The sequence below is a fragment of the Luteimonas sp. BLCC-B24 genome (assembly GCF_028550595.1).
Classification (GTDB): Bacteria; Pseudomonadota; Gammaproteobacteria; order Xanthomonadales; family Xanthomonadaceae; genus Luteimonas.
The window spans coordinates 103,388-124,708 of sequence record NZ_JAQQGN010000004.1 but is presented as its reverse complement, the minus strand read 5'-3'; the positions used below and the strand labels follow the sequence as shown (position 1 = coordinate 124,708).

Genomic DNA, 21,321 nt, shown 5'->3' with positions numbered 1-21,321 from the left:
ATCACCGGCCCGGAGCGGCTGACCGCTCCGGGCATGCCATGTGCTCAGTCGGGCGACGGCCCCGCCGGCACGGGCGCATCGGTGCGGCGGGAAATGCGCACCGGCACCGATTTCGCGGCCGGCACGTGGCTGTCGACCGCATGGTGGGCCACGGGCACCAGTGGATTGCATTCCGGGTAGTACGCGGCGATACAGCCGCGGGGCACCCGATACGGCACCACGCGCAGTCCGCCCACCGCACGCTCCACCCCATCCTCGGCATCGGCGACCAGCGCGATCTGCTCGCCGGCGGTGAGGCCTGCCTCGGCGATATCGTCCTCGTGCATCAGCACCACCCGACGCGTGCCTTCGATGCCGCGGAAGCGATCGCGATAGCCGTAGACCGTCGTATTGAACTGGTCGTTGCTGCGCACGGTCAGCAGGCGGAACCGGCCCTCGGCATCCTCGAAACCGGTCGCGCACAGGCGCCCCGGCACGTGGAATTCCGCCTTGCCGCTCGGCGTTTCCCAGCGCCGCTCACGCGCGCCGATGGGGCGCGGGAAGCCACCGGGAGTGTGCAGGCGTGCATTGAAGTCGCGGAACTGGTCGGGATAGGTCGCCTCGATCGCATCACGCACCAGCGCATAGTCGTCCACCCAGGCCTGCCACGGCACACGCGTGTCGTCGGGCTTCCAGGCACGGGCGATGCCCGCGACGATCGCAGGTTCGGACAGCAGCTGGTCGCTGGCCGGCTCGCTGGTGCCGAACGACGCATGGATGCAGGTGGTGCTGTCCTCGACGGTCACGCACTGCTCGCCGCTGCGCTGGACATCCCGTTCGATCCGCCCGAGGCACGGCAGCAGCAAGGCCGTGCGGCCGCAGACGAGATGGCTCCGGTTGAGCTTGGTGGCCACCTGCACGGTCAGCGCGAGGTGTTTCCAGTGCGCTTCGAGCTGCTCGGTCTCGGGCGCGGCGCGGACGAAGTTGCCGCCGAGGCCGATGAACGCGTGTACGGAACCGTCGATGACGCCTTCGACCGTGCCCACGGTGTCGAGGCCCTTGTTCCGAGGCGCCGAGAAGCCGTACTGCGCCTCCAGCCGGTCCAGCGGCACCAGCTCGGGCTTTTCCGAGATACCGACAGTGCGCTGGCCCTGCACGTTGGAATGACCGCGTACCGGGCAGATACCCGCACCCGGCCGCCCGATGTTGCCGCGCATCAAGGCGAGGTTGCAGATCATGCGCACGTTGTCGACGCCGTAGCGATGCTGGGTCAGGCCCATGCCGTAGATCAGGATCGACGCCTTGGCCTGCGCGTAGACCGCGGCCACACCTTCGATGTCGGCGCGCGACAGTCCCGCTTCGCGTTCGATGTCGCGCCAGTCGATCGCGCGCACCGCCTGCTCGAACGCATCGAAGCCGTTGGTGTGGTTCGCGATGAAGTCGACGTCCAGCACGCGCTCGCGCGACGGATCGGCCTGGGCGGCGTCGTCGAGCGCGAACAGCGCCTTGGCGATGCCGTGCATCACGGCCAGATCGCCGCCCGCGCGCACCGGGAAATAGGCGTTGCTGATCCGTGTCGACGCGCCGGTGGCCATCGCCAGCGGCTCCTGCGGGTTGGTGAAGCGCTCCCAGCCGCGCTCGTAGAGCGGATTGAAGGTGATGATGTCCGCGCCGCGGCGCGCCGCATCCTGCAGCGGATGGAGCATGCGCGGGCTGTTGACGCCCACGTTCTGTCCGAACGAGAGGATGCAGTCGCAGTGCTCGAAATCCTCGAGCAGCACCGTGCCCACCGGCACGCCGATGCTGCGCGGAAGTCCGACCGACGTGCTCTCGTGACACATGTTCGAGCTGTCGGGCAGATTGTTGTTGCCGTACAGCCGCGCCAGCAGCGCGTACATGTACGAGGTTTCCAGCGATGCACGGCCCGAGGCGTAGAACACCACGCGCTCGGGCTCGAGGGCGCGCAGTTCGCGGCCGATGAGTTCGAAGGCCTCGCTCCAGCTCACGGGCACATAGCGGTCGCTCGCGGCATCGAAGCGCAGCGGCTCGACCAGCCGGCCCTGCGCCTCGAGGTCGTAATCGGCCCAGGTGGCCAGTTCGGTGACGGTGTGCCGGGCGAAGAAGTCGGCATCCGCGCGGCCGGTATCGAGTTCCCACATCGTGGCCTTCGCCCCGTTCTCGCAGAACTCGGCGGCGTGCGGTTCGGCCGGCTTGGCCCAGGAACAACTGACACAGGCGAAGCCGTCCACCTTGTTCTGCCGCTGGAGCTGGCGCACGCCTTCGAGGGTCGGTGTCTCGCGTCCGGTCACGTGGCGCGCCAGCGAACGTGCCGACCCCCAGCCGCCGGCGGGCCCTGAGTACGGATGGATCCGGGTATCGCTCATCGGTGTCGCCTTCGTCCTGTGGAACACCGGCACCACACTAGGCGGGCGGCATGTCGGCAGGCGTGAACGCCGGGCAGTGGCGATGCGCGGATTGCGCAAGCTCGACATCCGGCGGCGCGGTTCGGGCGATGATGGCCCCATGTGGACGACGACTTCCCTGCGATGCCCGTGGTGCGGTGAGCGCTTCGAAGCCCTGGTCGATGGCGGCGAGACGTCCGGGGAGTACATCGAAGACTGCCCGGTCTGTTGCCGGCCGATCACGATGCATCTCGATGTGGACGGCGACGCCGTCCGGCTCGAGGGCGGCCGGGACGATTGACCTGCCCCACCTGCGCGGTCACCGCGCCGCGCGATCGCGTCGCGGACGGTCAGTGGCCGCATTGCCACGGGTGCACATCCTGACGGACGCGCAGCACCCGCCCCGAATGCCGTGTGTAGTCCATCGCGCGGAATCCGCCCGGGCCTGGATCGTGGCCGCGCCGGCAGCGGCCGGCGCTGATCGACGGCACACACACACAGCCCTCCACGGTCCCTGAACACGCCATGCAGGCATGGTCCGCACGAAGATGAACGGCCGAAGGCATCGAGGTTGCAGCCCGGCGACTTTATGCGCGGTGGCGCACATACGCTTCCGCATTCAGCCGGGACAATCCGACACCGCTTCCAGGTCTTCACGCTACGAACACGCATGGCAAAGAAAGCCGATTGGGCCCCCCACAACGGATTGCTGCAGGATCTTCCCCACGATGTCTGTGAACGCATCGGTGGCGATCTGCAGCTCGTGGAGCTGCCTGTCGGCAAGGTGCTGCACGAGGCCAGCGCGCAGCAGAGCACGATGTACTTTCCGCGCGAGGGCATCGTGTCGCTGCTCTATGCGCTGGAAAACGGCGATACCAGCGAAGTCGCGATGATCGGCAACGAAGGCGTCGTCGGCATTGGTCTTGTGGCCAACAACCGCACCTTGCCGGTGCGCGCGGTCGTGCAGGCGGGCGGTGAAGCGCTGGCCCTGCGCGCGGACATCGCCCAGCGCGAGTTCCGGCGCGGGGGGGCCTTCCAGGCCATCCTGCTGCGCTACATGCAGGCCCTGCTGACCCAGACCGCCCTCACTGGCGTCTGCAACCGGCACCACACCGTCGATCGGCAGCTGTCGCGCTGGCTGCTGCTGGTCAACGACCGGATCGGCTCGGCCGAGATCAAGATGACCCAGGAGCAGATCGCGCGCCTGCTCGGCGTGCGCCGCGAGGGCATCACCGAGGCGGCGCGACGGCTGCAGGACGACGGCTGCATCCGCTACAGCCGCGGTCTGATCCAGGTGCTCGAGCGCGAATGCCTGCTCGCACGCAGCTGCGAGTGCTATTCGGGCATCCGCAACGAATACGACCGGTTGCTCGGGTCCGACAGCGGGGCCTGACGGCCGTCACCCGGCCTTGTCCGTCCGCGTCGCAGCCTGTGCCGCCCGAACGGAGCATCGCCATGAGTCATACCCCGCCGCGCATCCACACCGCGCGCGCCGATCTCGATCGGATCGAAGAGCGGATCCGCATCCTCCACGACGAGGCGCATGTGCGGGTCACTCTGGACAGCGGCGCGCGCATCGAGGGCATCGTCGCGGTACGTCCCACCGTGGAAACCTTCCGTGACGCCGCTGGCGACGAAGGTCACAACGCCCTGCTCCGGCTCGACGACCTGGCCGCGCCCGACGTCCCGCATTTCATCTGGGTCGGCGACATCGAGACGATCGAACGCATCGACAGCGCCTGAGCGCGGCCGACGAGGACGCCGGCGCACGGCACTGCAGCGGTCGGGACAGCCTGTTCAGTCCTCGCAACGCACACGCGGCGGCGCTGCGCCGTCCGGGGCCTCGACGATCAGCGTGCCGCCCTCGGCGTCGAGGCGCAGGGTGCGGATCGCCTGCCAGCGCTCGCCTTCGCCCTCGAAGTCGAGCGAGACGCGTACGGTGCGTGCATCCACCGGGTCGACGTCCGTCGGCATCGCCGTGCTCTCGTGGAAGACCAGCCGGTCGGGGGCGATCGTCAGGGCCAGATCGCTGGCGCGCCCCGCCGCGCATGCGGCCTGGTCCGCATCCCATCGTCCGATGAAGACATCGGGCACGACGCGCGTCGCAGTCTCCGGTTCGCCCGGCATCGCCATCGACGCGGGACGCGCGCAGCCGCGGAACGGGCCGCGGCCGTCGATGGTCAGCAGCCCCGTCATCGGGAAGCGCGCGCCGGACATGTCGTCCTCGCAGCGCATGCGGCGCACGATCAGCACCACCTCGCCCTTCACGTCGCGCGCGGTGACGCGTCGCCCGTCCGCCGTCATCGTCGAGGTGACGACCTCGAGCCTGCGCTCCGACGCGTCGACGCCGGTCAACACCAGGGTGGTGCCTTCGACCCGGGCCTGCCAGAACGGCTCGTTGGTCGATACCACCACATCCTCGTCCAGCGCACGTCCCACGTCGTCGGAGGCGGCGATCGAGCCCGGTGGGTCGGCAGGCATCGGCGCGATGTCGTCCGACGCCGGTGACCCGCCGCCGCACGCGGCGAGGACGAGGGTCGAAACGACGGCGGACAGGGACAGCAGCACGGGCGGACGCGCCATCGATCACTCCTGGTATCGGAAAGCGCCATCGTCGCGCACCCCGTGTTCAGGGGGAGTCGAACCGCGCGCGGCCTTTTGCCACGCGACGCAAGCGCCTGTTCTGCAACCGGTTTCTGCTGCGTCGCAGCAGCCTGGAGCAGCCGCAAAGACGGCGTGAAATAACCATATTTTTCAACGTGTTATGATCGTCCGCCTTCGTCGCAACGCCCGGAGGCTGCTATCGCTGTCGTGCGCGCCCTGACCGCGCTTCTGGCCGGTGTGGCCCTGCTGCTGATGGGCAGCGGCCTGCTCGGTACCCTGCTCGCCGTCCGCGGCGGGTTGGAGGGGTTCAGTGACCAGACGCTCGGTCTGATCATGTCCGGCTATTTCGTCGGGTTCTTTCTCGGCACCTATCTCGCACCCGGGCTGATCCAGCGCATCGGCCACATCCGCGCGTTCGCGTTCTACGCGGCGCTGTGCGCGGCGGCGGTGCTGCTGCATCCGATCTTCATCGATCCTTGGGCCTGGGGCGGCCTGCGCGTGCTCACCGGCATCGCGCTGGTGGGCCTGTACACGGTGATCGAAAGCTGGCTCAACGTGCAGGCGCCGCCGGACAAGCGCAGTCAGGTGTTCGCTGTCTACATGGCGGTCAACCTGCTCGCCCTGGCGGCCGGCCAGTGGCTGCTGGGCCTGCAGGATCCGGCCTCGTTCGCACTCTTCAGCGTGGTCGCGATTCTCGTCTGCCTGGCGGCGCTGCCGGTCGTGGCCAGCCGGATGGTGCAGCCGACGTTGCCGTCGGTGCCGCGGCTGGCCGTGGCGGCGTTGTGGCGCGCCGCACCGGCCGCCGCCAGCGGCTCGCTGCTGGCGGGTCTGGCGATGGGCGGCTTCTGGGGCATGGGCGCGGTGTACGCGAGTGGTCTGGGCCTGGACCTGCAGGGCATCGCATCGCTGATGAGCGCGACGATCCTCGGCGGTGCGCTGCTGCAGTGGCCGATCGGGCGCATGTCCGATGGCGGCGACCGGCGCATCACCCTGGCCCTGATCTGCGCCGCGGCCGCGCTGCTGGGCGTGGCGATGGTGTTCATCGCACCCCAGTCGCAGTGGCTGCTGTTCGGCCTGTTCTTCCTGTTCGGCGGCGTGGCGTTCGCGATCTACCCCATCTGCGTGGCCCACCTGCTGGACCACCTGCCGACCGAAGACACCCTGTCGGGCTGCTCGAGCCTGCTGCTGCTCAACGGGGTCGGCTCGGCGATCGGACCGGCGCTGGCCGGCGTCGCCATGTCGCGGTTCGGGCCGTCCGCGCTGCCGGCCTCGTTCGCGGTGATCCTCGGCGCGCTGGCCCTGATCGCGGCCGGGCGCCGACTGGTGCGTCGCCGCGACAACGACCACCCGGCGCACTTCCATCCGATGCTGCGCACCACGCCCTCGGCGCTGGAACTGCTGCCCGAAACCGGCCCTGCGCCCGAAGGCCCCGACCGTTCCGACCCACACCACAAGGACAAGCATTGACCCCAGATCCGATCTCGCCCGACCTCGCCCCTGCCAACATGCCGTTCGTGCCGCGTCTGATGCTCGCGACCGACCTCGACGGCACCTTCCTCGCCGGATCCCCCGCGCACCGCCAGCAGCTCTACCGCCTGGTCGACCGTCATCCGGAGATCCGTCTGACCTTCGTCACCGGCCGCGGCCTCGAAGCCGTCATGCCGCTGCTCGCCGATCCCAGCCTGCCGCGTCCCGACTACGTGATCTGCGACGTCGGCGGCACCGTCGTCGACGGACACACGCTGCAGCCCATCCAGCCACTGCAGACGCGGATCGACCGCCGCTGGCCGGGCGAGCACGCCGTCGCCGGCGAAATGGCGGTGTTCCCCGGCCTCGTGCGCCAGGACGTCCCCCAGGAACGCCGCTGCTCGTATTTCTGCGAACCCGAGGCGCTGGCCGAGATGCGCGGCGACATCGAGGCGACGGCCAGGCGTCTGGGCTGTTCGGTGCTGTATTCGGCCGACCGCTATCTCGACATCCTTCCGCCCGATACCGACAAGGGCCGCACGCTGGCCGCACTCGCCGCGCACCTCGATCTGCCTTGCGAGCGCGTGCTCGTGGCGGGCGACACGCTCAACGACCTGTCGATGTACACCTCGGGCTTCCAGGGCGTGTGCGTGGGTGAATCGGAGCCGGCGCTGGTCAAGGCCACCGATCAGCTCTCCAACGTCTTCCACGCCCAGGCGCCCGGCTGCGGCGGCATCCTCGAAGCCATCGCACACTTCGACCTGCTCGACGCCGACGACCCGCACCTGCGCAGCACGGCCGAGCCGGCGACGGGCCAGTCGGATCTGGTGATGGTCTACCACCGCCTGCCCTACGAGGAATACGTCGAGGACGGCGCGCGCAAGCGTCGGCGTCCGACCTCCCCGAACGGCATCATTCCGAGTCTGCTCGGCTTTTTCGGTGGCGGGCAGCGGGGCTCGTGGGTGGCATGGAGTGTCGACGATCCCAAGCTCGGCAGCTTCGAAACCCGCACGCCGGTCGATGCGGAGGCCTATCCCGATCTCACGGTGGCCCGCGTGCCGCTGTCGAAGACCGAAGTCGATGCGTTCTACAAGCGCTTCTCCAAGGAAGCGTTCTGGCCGATGCTGCACACGTTCTGGGAACGCGCGCGTTTCAGCGAGGACGACTGGGCCATCTACCTGCGCGTGAACCGCAAGTTCGCCGAGGCCACGGCTGCCGAGGCCGCGCCCGGCGCCACGGTGTGGCTGCACGACTACAACCTGTGGATGGTGCCGGCCTACCTGCGCGAGCTGCGGCCGGACGTGCGCATCGCATTCTTCCATCACACGTACTTCCCGTCGGCCGACGTGTTCAACGTGGTGCCGTGGCGCCGCGAGATCCTCGGCAGCCTGTTGCAGTGCGACTACATCGGTTTCCACATTCCGCGGCAGGTGGAGAACTTCGTCGACGTGGTGCGCGGTGCGATGCCGACCGAGGTGCTGGAGCGCGAAGGCTGCGCACCACGCTTCCTCACCTACGGCTGCGCCGTCGGGCTCGACGAGATGATCACCCGCATCCGGGTCGGTGACCGCGCCGTGGGCCTGGGGGCGCATCCGGTGGGCACCGACATCAAGCGCATCGAGCGCGGCCTCGCCCATCCCCGGGTGCGCGTGCGCCTGGAGCAGATCCGGCGCGAATTCGCCGGGCGCAAGCTCGTCCTGTCGGTCGAGCGCCTCGACTACACCAAGGGCACGCTGGAAAAACTGCTGGCGTTCGAGCGCCTTCTGGACGCAGAGCCCGAGCTGCGCGGCAAGGTCAACCTGCTGATGGTCTGCGTGCCGGCCGCAAAGGAGATGACCATCTACCGCGAGTTGCAGACCCGGATCGAACAGGCCGTGGGACGCATCAACGGGCGCTACGCGATGCTCGACTGGACGCCGGTGCGGTTCTTCGCCCGCGCACTGGCCTTCGAGGAAGTGCTGGCGCATTACGCGGCAGCCGACGTGATGTGGATCACCCCGTTGCGGGATGGCCTGAATCTCGTCGCCAAGGAATTCGTCGCCGCCCATGGCATCGAGGGGTCGGCCGGCACCCTGGTGCTGTCGGAATTCGCCGGGGCCGCCGCCGAACTCAAGGGCGCGGTGCTGACCAATCCGCACGACCAGACGGATCTCGTCGCCGGCCTGCGCCAGGCGCTGGCGATGCCCGATCACGAGGCCGTGGGGCGCCAGCGCCAGTTGTTCGAGACCGTGCGCCATTACGACATCGAGCGCTGGGGGCGCGATTTCCTCGCGGCGGTCGCGAGTACGGGCAGCGGCGCCGACCGGCACCGCTACGCGATGCGCGGGCTCGCGGCCTGATCGCGTCGCACCCGTGACCGTGCCGACGCACGTGCAGCGCGCCGTGGATGCCATACCGGGTGTTCACGGCGGCCTGCCTACGGTAAGCGGGCCGGTCAGCCGGCCCCGATCCACGTTCGACGAGGACATCCCATGCGCGCAGCCCCCGCCTTGACCGCCCTGATCGCCGCGTTCGCACTCGGCGCCTGCAGCGAGCCGACGCCGGCCACACCGGCGCCCGGGGACGTGACGCCCCACGACGTCGCGACGCCACCGCCGGCGCCGCCTGCCGCGCCGACCGAACCCGAGGACACGCCGATGACCGGCTCGCTCGCCGCGCGCGAGGCCGCGTCCCAGCCGACGTCCACCCTCGACTTCGACTGCGAGGGCATCCGCATCACCGTGGCCTACGAGAACGACGATGCACTCGCGAAATTCGTCGTCGACGGCGAAACCCTCGCGCTCGACCGCGAAGACGCGGCGTCCGGCGCGATGTATGCCGACGCCGCCGGCAACCGCTTCTGGGCGCACCGTCCCGACGAAGCCCGGCTGACGCTCGAAGGCGACCACGAGCGCAACTGCCACCGCGTCTACTGAAGTCCACGCCCGGCGCTCCGCCGGGCTATGCTGCGACCTCCCCCGCGTCGTTCCGGTCCTACCACGGCAAGGAGACGACCATGCGCTGGCATCTTTCCATCCTCGTTGCTGCGGTCAGCGGCGCGCTGATCGCCTGTTCACCTGCTGAAGCCCCGCCCGACGAGCGCACGCCCCCGCCGGCGGCCGATGCGGGCGGCTCGACACCCGCGGAGACGGCGACCGTTACCGCGCCACAGGTCGTCCATTACGACTGCGAGGGCACGCCGGTCGACGCCAGCTTCGACGGCGGCGATCGGGCCACGGTGCGGGTCGACGGCCTGACCCTGGCCATGCAGACCGAGCCTGCCGCCTCGGGCACGAAGTATGTGGACGGTGCAGGCAACGTGCTCTGGACCCGCGGCGCCCACGATGCGTTGCTGATGCGCGCCGACCAGCCCGACCGCAGCTGCACCGGGCATCCGGCCGACCCGGTCTGACGGGTTGCAGCACGGATGCGCATCGCGCGCATCCGTGCCCTGGTCGACCGCGCGCCGACCAAGGTCTAGCAGGCAGCGCCCGGCGATGCCGCTAGGCTTGGCCGCCCGCGTGTCAGCCGGTGTTCCCCATGTTCCAGCGTGCGACCCGTTCGTCCGTCCGCCTCGTCGAGCGCTATCTGCCCGACGCCTACGTGTTCGTCCTGATCTTCACCGCACTCGCCGCCATCGCGGCGCTGGCGATCGAGCGCACGCCGCCACTGGCGCTCGTGCGCTACTGGGGCACCGGCTTCTGGGAGCTGCTCGGGTTCTCGATGCAGATGCTGCTGGTGCTGGTCACCGGCTTCATTCTCGCCAAGACGCCGCCGGTGCAACGTGGACTCACCTGGCTGGCGTCGCGCTGCCGCAGCCCGCGCAACGCGATCGTCATGGTCACCCTGGTCGCGATGGCGGCGAACTGGATCAACTGGGGCTTCGGTCTGGTGATCGGCGCGCTGTTCGCGCGCGAAGTGGCGCGGCATGTGCGTGTCGACTACCGCCTGCTGGTGGCCAGTGCGTACTCGGGCTTCATCCTCTGGCACGGCGGCCTGTCCGGCTCGATTCCGTTGACCATCGCCACCGACGGGCATTTCATGCAGGAGGCCATCGGGCTGATCCCGACCCGCGAGACCCTGTTCGCGCCCTTCAATCTTCTGATCATCGCGCTGCTGGTGATCGCGATTCCGCTGATCAATCGCGCGATGACACCGCCCGAACACGACAGCGTGCTGTTCACGCCGCCGGAGGACGTCGAACCTCCGGCACGGGACGCGCACGCGTCGCCGGCCGAACGCCTCGAGCATGGCGGGCTGCTGTCGGTCGCGATCGGCGGCGCCGGCCTCGTCTATCTCGCCGATCACTTCATCGGTGGTGGCGGCCTGAACCTCAACATCGTCAACTACGCGTTCCTGATGCTCGGGATCGTGTTGCACCGGACGCCGGCGCGGCTGCTGGCGGCGCTGCAGGAGGCGATCAAGGGCGGTGCCGGCATCGTGATCCAGTTTCCGTTCTACGCCGGCATCATGGCGATTCTCGTCGGCTCCGGCCTGGCGACGACCCTGTCGACGTGGTTCGCCTCGTTCGCCACCGCGGAGACGCTGCCGGTGCTGACCTTCCTGTCGGCCGGACTGATCAACATGTTCGTGCCCTCCGGCGGCGGCCAGTGGGCCGTGCAGGCCCCGGTGATGATCCCGGCCGCGCAGGCACTGGGCGCCGACCTGCCGCGGGTGGCGATGGCGGTCGCGTGGGGCGACGCCTGGACCAGCATGCTGCAGCCGTTCTTCGCGCTGCCGCTGCTCGCGATCGCCGGCCTGAAGATCAAGGACATCATGGGTTACTGCCTGATGCTGCTGCTCGCATCGGGCGTGATCATCGGACTCGTGCTGCTGCTCGCCTGAGGCCGGCGCGCGCTCCCGGGTGGTTGCACCTGCTGCGGGCGGCCTGCGCACCGCGGGCGCGCTCACCGTGATCGGAAGCGGCTGGCCGGCCGCTGCGAGCCCGGCTCAGGTATCGGGCGTGGCGTGCATGGCGACATTGAGCTGGTCGATCACCACGATCCAGTCGGCGTCCTCGATCCGCTCCTCCCGTAACAGCTGGGCCTGAGCGTCGGACCAGAACGGCGCTTCCTCGAGCCGCATGTCCGCGGGCAGCGGGCCGTGTTCGGCGATGAACGCGCGGATCGATGCCTCGTCGTTCGGCAGCCCCAGCTGGGCGAAGAGTTCTGAAAACGGATGCACGGTCTGGTCCACGGCGTGTCCTCGAAGCGGTGTTGCGGAGTGCGGCCCCGTCGCCTGACAGGCTGGCCCAGGACCATGAAAAACGCCGCCTGCGCGGACGCAGGCGGCGGGTGTGAAAACGTGCCGCGTCCGGCCTAGCGCACGACCTTCTTGGCGACGGTGAGTCCCAGCACGAACAGGACCACCGCGATGATGATCGCGGCCCAGAACAGGAACTGGGCGATGCCCATCGAGGCGCCCGCGACGCCGCTGAAGCCGAGCGCACCGGCAATGAGGCCGATGACGGCGAAGATGATGGCCCACTTGATCATGTTGCTCTCCTGGCAGTCGATGGACGCACCGCGATGCGCAGTGCGTCCTTGCTCCGGAGTCTCGTGCGGCCGCAGTGCTGCCGGCGTGAACGCGATCAGCTCGCGTGCGCGTGCCTGCGCCGCGTTCGCCGCCACAGGGTCAGTGCCACGCAGACCAGCCATCCGACGATCAGGGCGATCACCGTTTTCTGCGCAAGGCCCCGCGGCGCATCGCGCCAGGCCGCGAGCACCCAGATCGATGCGAAGCACAGCAGGGCCCAGGGCAAGGCCCAGCGCGCCGTGGCCCGCCACGCGGAATCAGCCGCGAAGCGCAGGGCCTGGAGCACCATGCCGCCGGTCGCACAGAGAAACGCCGCCTGCGCCGAGAGGCCGTGGACGAGGCCCTCGAACGTGCGGTCCACGCCGGGCAGATCCATCCACGCATAGGCCGTGATGGTCAATGCGAGGCCGCCGAGTCCGAACAGCAGAAGCGGCGCGGAACTGCGCGCGTGTGGGCTGCTCGCCGAGCGCAGGCCCCACGCCAGCGCGCCCATGCCCGCCGCCAGCGATGCGTACGCGGCCTGCAGCAGTGGCCCCCAGGGGCCGATGAGATACAGGCTCATCTGGCTGTGCACCGGATCGAGGTCCGGCCGTCGCAGATGCAGCGCCAGCGCGCTGGCCACGAACAGGGCGAGCGCGGCCAGGGCGATGCCCGCCCAGCGATGCGAGATGCCGACGGCATGAAGTGATGCGCGGGGACTGGGTGGGGACGGCATGACGCGGCGCGGGACGGCAAGGCCGGTGATGCTACCCGGCGTGCGCCGTTCACGGCGCGCCACGCCGCGCCGGGCACCCTAGGCGCCTGATCCGAGTGCGCACATGAGCCGCGACCCCCGCAACCGCCACGCCGCCCTGCGAATCCCGGGCCTGAGCATCGACAGCTGCAATCTGGCGCTGGCCGCGCCCGACGGCGACGGCTTCGTCGGCGACCGCGCGAGCCAGACGGCGTTCCGCGCACTGCTCGACGCACGGCGCCGCCAGCATTTCACGGGCGAGCGCGATCCGTTCGGACGCACACCGACCGACGCCATTTCCAAGCGCGATCTCGACCTCGTGCTGGTCGGCGGCGATGCCGATGCCGCGCATCTGGTGCACGCCGCGATCGAGGATCACGCCGAACGGCTGGCGGAGGTGGTGCGCTGCTTTCTCGCGCAACCCGAATGGACCGGCGTCAAACGCATCGTCATCGGCGGCGGCTTCCCCGGCAGCCGTGCCGGTGCGCTGTCGGTGCGACGCGCCGCACGTCTGTTGAAGCTCGCGCGCGCGGGCGTGGAGCTCACCCTGCTCCGCCACGACGGTGACGATGCGGGGCTGCTGGGCTGGGTGCCGCTGGCGCCGGCCACCGCACTGCGCCGCGCGGCCTTTCTCGCCGTCGACATCGGCGGCACCAACATCCGCTGCGGATTGATCGCACCGCGCCTCGACCAGCGCGACGACGGCAGCCGCGCCACGGTGCTCGAGCGCAGCCAGTGGCGCCATGCCACCGAATCCCCCGATCGCGAGGAAGCGATCATCCGGATGGCGGCCATGCTCAACGGTCTGATCGCGCACGCACGCACCCTCGGCGTGGACCTCGCGCCGTTCGTCGGCATCGCCTGCCCGGGCCAGATCCGGCAGGACGGCCGCATCGCCCACGGCGCGCAGAATCTGCCCGGCGACTGGGAGGCCGAAGGCTTCAGCGTTGCCGGGGCGCTGGGCGCACACCTCGACCGGATCGGCGGGCGCGCGCCGGTCGTGCACCTGCATAACGACGCCGTCGTGCAGGGCCTGAGTGAGCGCCCGCGGATGCAGGCGGTCGCGCGCTGGGGCGTACTGACGATCGGCACCGGCCTCGGCAACGCGAGCTACACCAACCATCCGCGCTGAACGCGGCGGCGTGGCCGGGCCGGAGGCGCGCCGCCCCGGTGCTATGCTCGACCGTCGGGCCACGCCCGATCCGCGCGCCCGCGCGACCTGAGCCGTCGCCGCTTCGCTTCCCTCCATGCGTGACCGCCCGTCTGGGCAACGCTCCCGAAGGAAGTGCCGTGCCCGGTTATTCCACCCGTATTTCCACTGTCGATGTCGGCGCGCATTCCTACCGTCTGCGGATGCTGACCGATCTCCAGCAGTACGCCGATCCGGACGGCCACGGTGCCCGCCTCGGCATCTCGTCGGCGCAGTGGCCACTGTTCGGACACTTGTGGCCGTCCGGCCGTCTGCTCGCGCAGGTGATGGCTCGCACCGAGATCGCCGGGCTGCGCATTCTCGAAATGGGCTGCGGCATCGGCCTGTCGAGCCTGGTGCTGCAGCGCCGCGGCGCCGATGTGGTCGCCTCGGACATGCACCCGCTGGCCGAAGGCTTTCTCGCCTACAACGCCGCGCTCAATGCGCTCGACGCCGTGCATTACCGGCACATGTGCTGGGACGAACCACTGGCCTCGCTGGGCCGTTTCGACATGATCATCGCCAGCGACGTGCTCTACGAACGTGGCCATGCCGTCACCCTGGCCGGCGTCGTCGCGCGGCATGCCCGTCCGGACGCGGTCGTGATGCTCACCGATCCCGGCCGCGGGCACAGCACAGCCTTCGGTCGCCTGCTTCACGCCCAGGGATTCACCGCGAGCGAAGCGCGCCTGGCGCTCGACGGTGATCCCGACACGGCGCCGCGCGGACGCCTGCTGCACTACCGGCGTGGCGCCCCCGCATCGTGAGCCCGGCACACGACCATTGCGACACCTGCGATGCGGTCTGCTGCCGGCTCACCGTCGTGCTGCAGGGCGACGACGACGTGCCCGAACGCTTCACCGACATCACCGACGCCGGCCTGCGGGTGATGGCACGCGACGACGAGGGCTGGTGCGTGGCGGTTGATGCCGCGCGGATGTGCTGTTCGATCTACGACACCCGGCCCGAAGTGTGCCGGCGCTTCGCGATGGGCGGCCCCTACTGCCGCGAGATCCGTGCCGAGTACGCCGATCACGGCGCACGCGGCATTCCACTGATCATGTACTGAAGGAGTGCATCGCATGTCCGGTACGAAGAAGCCCGCCGCTGCGGGCGGCGGCACCCGTCACCTGTTCGCCGGGTCACGCGCCCCGAGCGAGCGCGCATCGGCGCTGAACAGCGAACGGATCGCGCACGACGTCGCCGCCTTCTGCGGCGCCGGCGGCCGCATCGAGAAGCTCGGCACCACGCGCACCCTGACCCGCCTCGACGAGCACCCGGCGCCGGGCCCGGCACCCGCCGGTCGCGGACGCGGCGGCAGCCGCTGACACCCGGCGGCGCGTGCGCCGTCGACACGCCCTCGATGCCGCCGCGTGGAGACTGTGCGCCGGATCCGCACCGGTGAGCACGATGTCGCTGACACCTCCGATCGAACACCACGACGCCGCGCCACTCAGCGGACGCGTCGTCGTCATCACCGGCGGCGCACAAGGTATCGGCCGCGGCATCGCGCAGGCCGTGCTCGGCGCCGGCGGCCGTGTCGCGATCGGCGATCTCGACCGGGATGCCGGTCGCGCCTGTCTCGACGAATGGCAGGTCGGCGATCGCGCCTGGTTCGCACCGCTGGATGTGAGTCGCGAGGCATCGGTGCGCGGCTTCATGCGCAAGGCGCTTGCACGGTTCTCGCGTCTCGACGGCCTGGTCAACAACGCGGGGCCTGCCTCGCCCGGCGTTCCGGATCTCGCTACGCTGCCGCTGGCCGAATGGCGCCGTTTCATCGACGGCCATCTCACCGGCGCGTTCCTGTGCTGCAAGCACGCCCTGCCCGCGTTGCGCGCGCGAGGCGGCGCGATCGTCAATATCGCGTCGAGCCGCGTGCACCAGTCCGAAGCGCACACCGAACCGTATGCAGCAGCAAAGGGCGGGCTGTCGGCGCTGACCCACGCGCTGGCGATCAGCGAGGGACCGCGTGTGCGGGTCAATGCGATCAGCCCGGGCTGGATCGCCACCGACGCGTGGCGCAAGCCCGTCGCCCGGCGTGCGCCGAAACTCTCGCGTCGCGACCATGCGCAGCACCCCAGCGGACGCGTCGGCGAACCCGGCGACATCGGTGCGCTCGCGGTGCACCTGCTTTCGCCGGCGGCCGGATTCATCACGGGACAGAACATCGTCGTCGACGGCGGCATGGGCCGGAAGATGCAGTACGCCTGAGCGCTCGCATCGCGACACGCTCTTCATCGCACGGGCCGGGGCCTGAACCAGTGGCACGAGCGCGCTGCGATTTCATCCGCGCTTGCGTGATGCGCTGACAGCATCGTCGTCACGTCATCCGCGAGGAGCATTCCCATGAATTCGATCCGTACCCTGGCCTGCATCGGCGCCTTGACCATGCTGGGAAGCACGGCCGCGTACGCCCAGAGCTACGGCCCGCAGGACGAAGGCCGCCGGTTCAACGACGGCAGCCGCGTCGTCTGCCAGGACGTCGAGGTCCGTCGCAGCGCGTCGGATCCCAACCGGGTCGGCGGCACGGCGGCCGGTGCGGTCATCGGCGGTCTGGTCGGCAACCAGATCGGCAGCGGCAGTGGCCGCAAGATCGCCACCGTCGGCGGCGCGGTCGCCGGCGGCGCGATCGGGCGCAACGTGCAGGGCAACAGCCAGGAAGCACGGGGCGACCGCGTCGTCGAAACGCGGTGCGAGCGCGTCTATCGCTGAATCGAGCAGCCTGATCGCCAGCCAGCCGCCGCGGCATCCGCGGCGGCTTTTTTGTGCGAGACACTCACTGCTTGCCCGGAAGGCGGCACGGGGTGGCGCGAATGCAACGATCCTTCCCGAATCACCCGGTCGTTCCATCCTTGCTGCCAATGCAGACTGCTGCCGTCGCCGCCCGCCGGCCCCTCATGGAGTTGTCATGCCCCACAACGCATTTCTCGAATCCGCACACCGTCGCCGCACCCAGTACAGCCTGGGTCGCACGCTGCCGATTCCGCAGGACGAGGTCACCGCGCTGATCCAGGACGCGGTGCGTGAAAGCCCGTCGTCGTTCAACTCGCAGAGCTCGCGCGCGGTGATTCTCTACGGCGCGCAGAGCGTGAAGTTCTGGGACATCGTGAAGGATGCACTGCGCGGCATCGTGGCTGCGGACGCGTTTGCGCAGACCGAGGCCAAGATCGACGGGTTCGCCGCAGGCGCGGGCACGGTGCTGTTCTACGAGGACCAGGACGTGGTGCGCGATCTGCAGGCGAAGTTTCCGCTGTATGCGGACAACTTCCCGGTGTGGTCCGAGCATGCCACCGGCATCGCCCAGTACGCGGTGTGGACCGCGCTCGCCGATGCCGACATCGGCGCCAGCCTGCAGCACTACAACCCGTTGCCGGACGAGGCCGCTGCGCGCGAATGGGATCTGCCGGCCAGCTGGCGCCTGCGCGCGCAGATGCCCTTCGGTGCGCACGCGGCGCCGATCGGTCCCAAAACCTACATCGACGACGCGATCCGTTTCCGCGTCCACGGCTGAGTTCCGCACGGCGTGCGCTGCATGCCGCGTGGACGGGCTTCGGTGGGCCCTGCGTAGAATCGCAGGGACCCACCGCTGACCGGAGTTTCCGTGACCCTTCGTCCTCGCGTCGCCCCGCTCGCCTTCGCCCTTGCCGGCAGCCTGCTGCTGGCAGGCTGCGCTTCAACCCCGCCGACGTCGGCCGTGCCACGCGACGATGCGACCACGCGCCAGGCGCCGACGCCGGTCACCGCGTTCTTCGATCGTTTCACCGACGACTGGATGCGCCGGCAGCCCAATGCGGCCACCGGAAGCCGCTACTTCGACGGCGCGTTGCAGTCCGAAATGGATCGCCAGCTCACGCCGCAGACGACCGAGTTCCGCCGCGGCACCCTGGCACTCGCCGAACGCGGCATCGCCGAGCTGGCGCGCTTCGATCGCGATGCGATGCGCGACGTGGAGCGCGTATCGGCCGAGCTGATGGACTGGCAGCTGCGCAGCGCCGTCGAGGGCGAGCGCTACGAGCACTACAATTTTCCGCTGCAGCAGTTCAGCGGTGCCAATGTCGGCCTGCCGAACCTGATGACCGTGGTGCACCCGGTGCGCAGCGAAGAGGACGCGCGCAACTACCTCGCCCGCCTCGGGCTGTTCGAGACGCGCATGGACGAGGCCATGGCCCGCGCGCGCGAACTCGCCGCCCGCGACATCCTGCCGCCACGCTTCATCCTCGACGCGACCATCGCGCAGATGCAGCAGTTCATCGACGGCCCGGCCGCTGCCAATCCGCTGGTGACGACGTTCGCCGAGCGTCTGCAATCGGTGGACGCGCTCGATGCCGCAGGCCGCGATGCGCTGGTCGCCGAGGCCACCCGCACCGTGCAGGCCGGCGTGTATCCGGCGTGGTCGCGTGCGATCGCCGAACTGCGCGCCCAGCAGCCGCGCGCCACCGACGACGCCGGCCTGTGGCGCTTCGCCGACGGCGCCGACGCCTACGCCTACCATCTGCGCCGTTTCACCTCGACGCAACTCGATGCCGAGGCCATTCACGCCATCGGTCTGCGCGAGGTGGCGCGCATCGAGGGCGAGATGGACGGCATCCTGCGCTCGCTGGGCCGCACCGAGGGCAGCGTGGAATCGCGCGTCGCGCAACTGCGCAGGGACCTGGCCTACAGCAACGACGACGCCGGCCGTGCCGCGATCATGGCCGACATCGAGACCATGATGCGCGACGCCGAACGCCGCGCCGACGCGCTGTTCGACATCCGTCCGAAGACCCCGGTGATCGCCCAGCCCTACCCCGAGTACCGCTGGGCGAGCGCCGCGGCGAGCTATACCGCGCCCCCGCTCGACGGCTCGCGCCCGGGCGTCTACCAGATGCCGTTGCGCCCCGACCGGCTGACCCGCTTCGGCCTGCGCACGCTGGTCTACCACGAGGCCGTGCCGGGCCATCACTTCCAGATCGCGCTGTCGGTCGAGAACCCCGACCTGCCGAAGTTCCGGCAGACCCGCGCGCTCGGCGGCATCTCCGCTTTCAGCGAGGGCTGGGCGCTGTACGCCGAACGCCTGGCGGCCGAGGAAGGCTGGTACGAGGGCGACCCGGAAGGCCGCCTGGGCCAGCTCGATGCCGAACTGTTCCGTGCCCGGCGCCTGGTCGTCGACACCGGCCTGCACGCGATGCGCTGGACCCGCCAGCAGGCGATCGACTACGGCATTCCGGCCTCGGAAGTCGACCGCTACGTCGTGATGCCAGGCCAGGCGACGTCGTACATGATCGGCCAGCTCGAGATCATCCGCCTGCGCGACAAGGCCCGCGACGCCCTCGGCGGGCGTTTCGACCCGCGCGCGTTCCACAACCGCGTGCTGCTGACCGGCGTGGTGCCGCTGGAACTGCTGGAGCGGGAAGTGGACGATTTCATCGCCAAAGCCTCGGCGGGCTGAGCCGCATGTCCGGTATGCCGATACGCAGGTGGGCGGCGCCGGCCTTGGCGGGCGCAGCGGTCGGTTTAGCCATGCTGTTCGCTTGGCGCGCGCATGTGCCACCGGGACGAGAGGCGACGGCGTTCGGTACCGAAACGGGCGCCGGTGCCGCGACGCACGCGACAGAGAAACCTGTCGCTCGTGTGCCCGAGGGACCATTCGACGCCATGCGCTCCCAACTCGAGGTGGCCGCCGACGCCGGCGACGCCGATGCCGCATTCCGTCTGGGTCGAGCACTCGCGCATTGTATCGACTACACGCCGTTGCCAGGCGGCCGAGTATCGGCGTTGATCGCGGAGTTGGTTGCTGGCGCAGGTGATGCCATCAGAATCGGCGGGCGACCGATTGGTGATGACCGCAACATCGATCTGCTGCTGTTCGCGCATTCCGAGGCGAGCCGCCTGTGCGCAGACACCGAGGGGCTTCGCGCGAATCCGCCCGCAAAAGACGCGTTGTACTACGTCAGTCTGGCCGCCGAGCGGGGACACCCGGAAGCCATGGCGCTCTATCCGGATGTCGCATTCCGTGAGTACACGAGTCTGGCCGCGCTGGTCGATGCTGCCGACGAGGTAGAACGACGACGGAATAGAGCGACGCAGATGCTGTCGGCCGCGGTCCGAGCGGGCGAGCCTGCTGCACTCCTGGCGATGTCGAGGGCACACGATGCCCACGGGTGGCTGACGCCCGATCCGGCTCGCGCGCTCGGGTTCTGGCTCGCATTCTCGGAGACGCCCATGTATCGACGCTTCCCCGACAGCCTGACCAGCGAACACGTTCGCAAGCTTGAACAGACAGCATCTGCCGAAGAGCGTTCTCATGCGCGCGTGCTTGCTCGTGAACTCCAGCAGCCGGCGGCTGACACGTCAAAGGCGCCTAGGCAATGACTTCACTCCGATATCAATGGCCTGTCTTTCTCGCAGTTGTGCTGGCTGGTTGTAGCGCGCCTGATCGATCGCTACACGTTGAGGCCAGCACAAAACCTGTCTCGACGCCTCACGACCAGGTCCGCGCATTGCGACAGGACCTGCGCGCAGGGCCGGAGGGTTCCGCCGTGATGAGCCCGCGACGTCACGTCCACTTGGGCGATCAGGACTGGCTGCCGATGGCGGACTTCATCCGCGCACATGAAGCCCGCGCGGACGCGGGAGACCCGAAGGCGGCGGCCGCGCTGGGATTGCGCCTGGGCGCCTGTCACCGCGTCCTGCGTGACTACGCACCCGAACGTCTGCTACAGGAGTACGAGGACGAGATCGCTTATTCGACACGCGGCGACGATACATCCATCAATGAAGTGCGCCGCACTAACATCGAGAACCGTTTTCTCCAGCGTGCCGATCAGTACGACGATTGCAGCGTCCTGACAGCGCATCATCTTGCTCGCGCTGCACATTGGCTCGAGCAGGCGGCGCGAGCCGGCGATGTCAACGCGCAGCTACGCTTCGCAGATCTTGGATTGGCCGAATTCGACAGTCGCGAACGCGTCGTGCGCGATCCCCAGGAGGCACACCGGCGCCGCGCGCTGGCGAGATCGTGGCTTCAGGAACGAATCCAGGCCGGAGACGAGCACGCACTCCGCGCCAAGGTCCAAGCGTTGGATGGACGAGGCCTGCTGTTCGAACGCAGCGACCGCGAGTTGCGGATCCACGAGTACGCGTTGCAGCTCGCGGTCGCCGAACGCATGGCGCGCTCGGCGCAGCCAGCAGGTGTCGCTGAACTCGTGGAAGCGCAACGCCCCGGGCGTCGCGCCGGGCAACAGAACGAGTTCGCCAGACTCTGGGAACATGGGCCGGGCCGCTATCCGTCCGACGCGTTCCAGGCTGCTGAATGGGCCGAGATCGAGGAAGCCGGGCGGCAGATTTATACAAACTATTTCGCGGGCGCAGAAGGTCGCTGAGTCGGAATTGCCGGGCGCACACCACTGGGCGACCGCCTACAAGACCAGTCGTGGCCAACGCACGAGAGATGA

The 21,321-nt window shown here is 69.3% G+C and carries 23 protein-coding genes; 18 read left to right on the top strand and 5 right to left on the bottom strand.

The window, feature by feature from the left end:
• Positions 1-44: 44 nt before the first annotated feature.
• Entirely contained in the window at positions 45-2,363 is a 2,319-nt protein-coding gene (locus PQS31_RS10350; RefSeq protein ID WP_272762645.1) for an FdhF/YdeP family oxidoreductase, read from the bottom strand.
• A gap of 91 nt (positions 2,364-2,454) precedes the next feature.
• On the opposite strand from PQS31_RS10350, the gene PQS31_RS10345 reads away from it, so the two are divergent.
• From PQS31_RS10345 to PQS31_RS10335, 3 genes are all read left to right on the top strand, one after another.
• On the top strand, positions 2,455-2,682 hold the full coding sequence (locus PQS31_RS10345) for a CPXCG motif-containing cysteine-rich protein (protein WP_336314347.1): 228 nt from the start codon (positions 2,455-2,457) through the stop codon (positions 2,680-2,682).
• Positions 2,683-3,051: 369 nt separating this feature from the next.
• Positions 3,052-3,774: a Crp/Fnr family transcriptional regulator gene (locus PQS31_RS10340; protein WP_272762644.1), complete on the top strand. Its 723-nt coding sequence runs from the start codon at positions 3,052-3,054 to the stop codon at positions 3,772-3,774.
• 62 nt (positions 3,775-3,836) lie between these two features.
• On the top strand, positions 3,837-4,124 hold the full coding sequence (locus tag PQS31_RS10335; RefSeq protein ID WP_272762643.1) for a DUF3247 family protein: 288 nt from the start codon (positions 3,837-3,839) through the stop codon (positions 4,122-4,124).
• Positions 4,125-4,178: 54 nt separating this feature from the next.
• On the opposite strand, the gene PQS31_RS10330 is transcribed toward PQS31_RS10335, so the two are convergent.
• Positions 4,179-4,964 carry a hypothetical protein gene (locus PQS31_RS10330; RefSeq protein WP_272762642.1) on the bottom strand — a complete coding sequence of 262 codons (786 nt, stop codon included), beginning with the start codon at positions 4,962-4,964 and terminating at the stop codon, positions 4,179-4,181.
• Between the two features lie 228 nt (positions 4,965-5,192).
• On the opposite strand from PQS31_RS10330, the gene PQS31_RS10325 reads away from it, so the two are divergent.
• From PQS31_RS10325 to PQS31_RS10305, 5 genes are all read left to right on the top strand, one after another.
• Entirely contained in the window at positions 5,193-6,452 is a 1,260-nt protein-coding gene (locus tag PQS31_RS10325) for an MFS transporter (protein WP_272762641.1), read from the top strand.
• Positions 6,449-8,791 (top strand): glucosylglycerol-phosphate synthase, encoded by a 2,343-nt coding sequence (gene ggpS, locus PQS31_RS10320; protein ID WP_272762640.1) that lies wholly within the window; start codon positions 6,449-6,451, stop codon positions 8,789-8,791. Before PQS31_RS10325 ends, ggpS begins: the two co-directional genes overlap by 4 nt.
• Positions 8,792-8,923: 132 nt before the next feature.
• Positions 8,924-9,367, top strand: coding sequence for an MliC family protein (locus tag PQS31_RS10315; RefSeq protein ID WP_272762639.1), 444 nt, complete (start codon positions 8,924-8,926; stop codon positions 9,365-9,367).
• 80 nt (positions 9,368-9,447) lie between these two features.
• Positions 9,448-9,843, top strand: a complete 396-nt coding sequence (locus tag PQS31_RS10310; protein WP_272762638.1) for an MliC family protein — start codon at positions 9,448-9,450, stop codon at positions 9,841-9,843.
• Between the two features lie 128 nt (positions 9,844-9,971).
• The gene (locus PQS31_RS10305; protein ID WP_272762637.1) at positions 9,972-11,276 is read left to right on the top strand and encodes a TIGR00366 family protein; all 1,305 of its coding nucleotides are present in this window, start codon (positions 9,972-9,974) and stop codon (positions 11,274-11,276) included.
• A gap of 105 nt (positions 11,277-11,381) precedes the next feature.
• On the opposite strand, the gene PQS31_RS10300 is transcribed toward PQS31_RS10305, so the two are convergent.
• The 3 genes from PQS31_RS10300 to PQS31_RS10290 all read right to left on the bottom strand — a co-directional run bounded on the left by PQS31_RS10300 (position 11,382) and on the right by PQS31_RS10290 (position 12,681).
• Positions 11,382-11,627 carry a DUF2789 domain-containing protein gene (locus PQS31_RS10300; protein ID WP_272762636.1) on the bottom strand — a complete coding sequence of 82 codons (246 nt, stop codon included), beginning with the start codon at positions 11,625-11,627 and terminating at the stop codon, positions 11,382-11,384.
• 122 nt (positions 11,628-11,749) lie between these two features.
• A complete protein-coding gene (locus PQS31_RS10295) occupies positions 11,750-11,926 on the bottom strand; it encodes a DUF1328 domain-containing protein (protein WP_272762635.1) in 177 nt (58 codons plus the stop codon).
• A 95-nt stretch (positions 11,927-12,021) separates the two neighbouring features.
• On the bottom strand, positions 12,022-12,681 hold the full coding sequence (locus tag PQS31_RS10290; protein WP_272762634.1) for a DUF998 domain-containing protein: 660 nt from the start codon (positions 12,679-12,681) through the stop codon (positions 12,022-12,024).
• Positions 12,682-12,784: 103 nt separating this feature from the next.
• On the opposite strand from PQS31_RS10290, the gene PQS31_RS10285 reads away from it, so the two are divergent.
• The 10 genes from PQS31_RS10285 (at position 12,785) to PQS31_RS10240 (ending at position 21,249) form a co-directional block, all read left to right on the top strand.
• Entirely contained in the window at positions 12,785-13,831 is a 1,047-nt protein-coding gene (locus PQS31_RS10285) for an ROK family protein (protein WP_272762633.1), read from the top strand.
• Between the two features lie 158 nt (positions 13,832-13,989).
• Positions 13,990-14,655 (top strand): methyltransferase domain-containing protein, encoded by a 666-nt coding sequence (locus PQS31_RS10280; RefSeq protein WP_272762632.1) that lies wholly within the window; start codon positions 13,990-13,992, stop codon positions 14,653-14,655.
• The gene (locus tag PQS31_RS10275) at positions 14,649-14,957 is read left to right on the top strand and encodes a YkgJ family cysteine cluster protein (protein WP_272762778.1); all 309 of its coding nucleotides are present in this window, start codon (positions 14,649-14,651) and stop codon (positions 14,955-14,957) included. Before PQS31_RS10280 ends, PQS31_RS10275 begins: the two co-directional genes overlap by 7 nt.
• 13 nt (positions 14,958-14,970) lie before the next feature.
• A complete protein-coding gene (locus tag PQS31_RS10270; protein ID WP_272762631.1) occupies positions 14,971-15,216 on the top strand; it encodes a hypothetical protein in 246 nt (81 codons plus the stop codon).
• Positions 15,217-15,298: 82 nt separating this feature from the next.
• Positions 15,299-16,099, top strand: a complete 801-nt coding sequence (locus PQS31_RS10265) for an SDR family oxidoreductase (protein ID WP_272762630.1) — start codon at positions 15,299-15,301, stop codon at positions 16,097-16,099.
• Positions 16,100-16,276: 177 nt separating this feature from the next.
• Positions 16,277-16,600 carry a glycine zipper 2TM domain-containing protein gene (locus PQS31_RS10260; RefSeq protein ID WP_272762777.1) on the top strand — a complete coding sequence of 108 codons (324 nt, stop codon included), beginning with the start codon at positions 16,277-16,279 and terminating at the stop codon, positions 16,598-16,600.
• 196 nt (positions 16,601-16,796) lie between these two features.
• Positions 16,797-17,399, top strand: a complete 603-nt coding sequence (locus PQS31_RS10255; protein ID WP_272762629.1) for a nitroreductase family protein — start codon at positions 16,797-16,799, stop codon at positions 17,397-17,399.
• Positions 17,400-17,489: 90 nt separating this feature from the next.
• On the top strand, positions 17,490-19,316 hold the full coding sequence (locus PQS31_RS10250; protein ID WP_272762628.1) for a DUF885 domain-containing protein: 1,827 nt from the start codon (positions 17,490-17,492) through the stop codon (positions 19,314-19,316).
• Positions 19,317-19,387: 71 nt separating this feature from the next.
• The gene (locus PQS31_RS10245) at positions 19,388-20,239 is read left to right on the top strand and encodes a hypothetical protein (protein WP_272762627.1); all 852 of its coding nucleotides are present in this window, start codon (positions 19,388-19,390) and stop codon (positions 20,237-20,239) included.
• Between the two features lie 218 nt (positions 20,240-20,457).
• Positions 20,458-21,249, top strand: coding sequence for a hypothetical protein (locus PQS31_RS10240; RefSeq protein WP_272762626.1), 792 nt, complete (start codon positions 20,458-20,460; stop codon positions 21,247-21,249).
• Positions 21,250-21,321 lie beyond the last annotated feature (72 nt).

Bases quoted from the DNA above. Each gene is read 5' to 3' on its own strand.
- PQS31_RS10255 (WP_272762629.1), top strand. From the start codon at position 16,797: ATGCCCCACAACGCATTTCTCGAATCCGCACACCGTCGCCGCACCCAG.
- PQS31_RS10260 (WP_272762777.1), top strand. From the start codon at position 16,277: ATGCTGGGAAGCACGGCCGCGTACGCCCAGAGCTACGGCCCGCAGGAC.
- PQS31_RS10240 (WP_272762626.1), top strand. From the start codon at position 20,458: ATGGCGGACTTCATCCGCGCACATGAAGCCCGCGCGGACGCGGGAGAC.
- PQS31_RS10290 (WP_272762634.1), bottom strand. From the start codon at position 12,681: ATGCCGTCCCCACCCAGTCCCCGCGCATCACTTCATGCCGTCGGCATC.
- PQS31_RS10270 (WP_272762631.1), top strand. From the start codon at position 14,971: ATGTCCGGTACGAAGAAGCCCGCCGCTGCGGGCGGCGGCACCCGTCAC.
- PQS31_RS10350 (WP_272762645.1), bottom strand. From the start codon at position 2,363: ATGAGCGATACCCGGATCCATCCGTACTCAGGGCCCGCCGGCGGCTGG.
- PQS31_RS10245 (WP_272762627.1), top strand. From the start codon at position 19,388: ATGCTGTTCGCTTGGCGCGCGCATGTGCCACCGGGACGAGAGGCGACG.
- PQS31_RS10335 (WP_272762643.1), top strand. From the start codon at position 3,837: ATGAGTCATACCCCGCCGCGCATCCACACCGCGCGCGCCGATCTCGAT.
- PQS31_RS10305 (WP_272762637.1), top strand. From the start codon at position 9,972: ATGTTCCAGCGTGCGACCCGTTCGTCCGTCCGCCTCGTCGAGCGCTAT.
- PQS31_RS10295 (WP_272762635.1), bottom strand. From the start codon at position 11,926: ATGATCAAGTGGGCCATCATCTTCGCCGTCATCGGCCTCATTGCCGGT.
- PQS31_RS10310 (WP_272762638.1), top strand. From the start codon at position 9,448: ATGCGCTGGCATCTTTCCATCCTCGTTGCTGCGGTCAGCGGCGCGCTG.
- PQS31_RS10330 (WP_272762642.1), bottom strand. From the start codon at position 4,964: ATGGCGCGTCCGCCCGTGCTGCTGTCCCTGTCCGCCGTCGTTTCGACC.
- PQS31_RS10285 (WP_272762633.1), top strand. From the start codon at position 12,785: ATGAGCCGCGACCCCCGCAACCGCCACGCCGCCCTGCGAATCCCGGGC.
- PQS31_RS10340 (WP_272762644.1), top strand. From the start codon at position 3,052: ATGGCAAAGAAAGCCGATTGGGCCCCCCACAACGGATTGCTGCAGGAT.
- PQS31_RS10265 (WP_272762630.1), top strand. From the start codon at position 15,299: ATGTCGCTGACACCTCCGATCGAACACCACGACGCCGCGCCACTCAGC.
- PQS31_RS10315 (WP_272762639.1), top strand. From the start codon at position 8,924: ATGCGCGCAGCCCCCGCCTTGACCGCCCTGATCGCCGCGTTCGCACTC.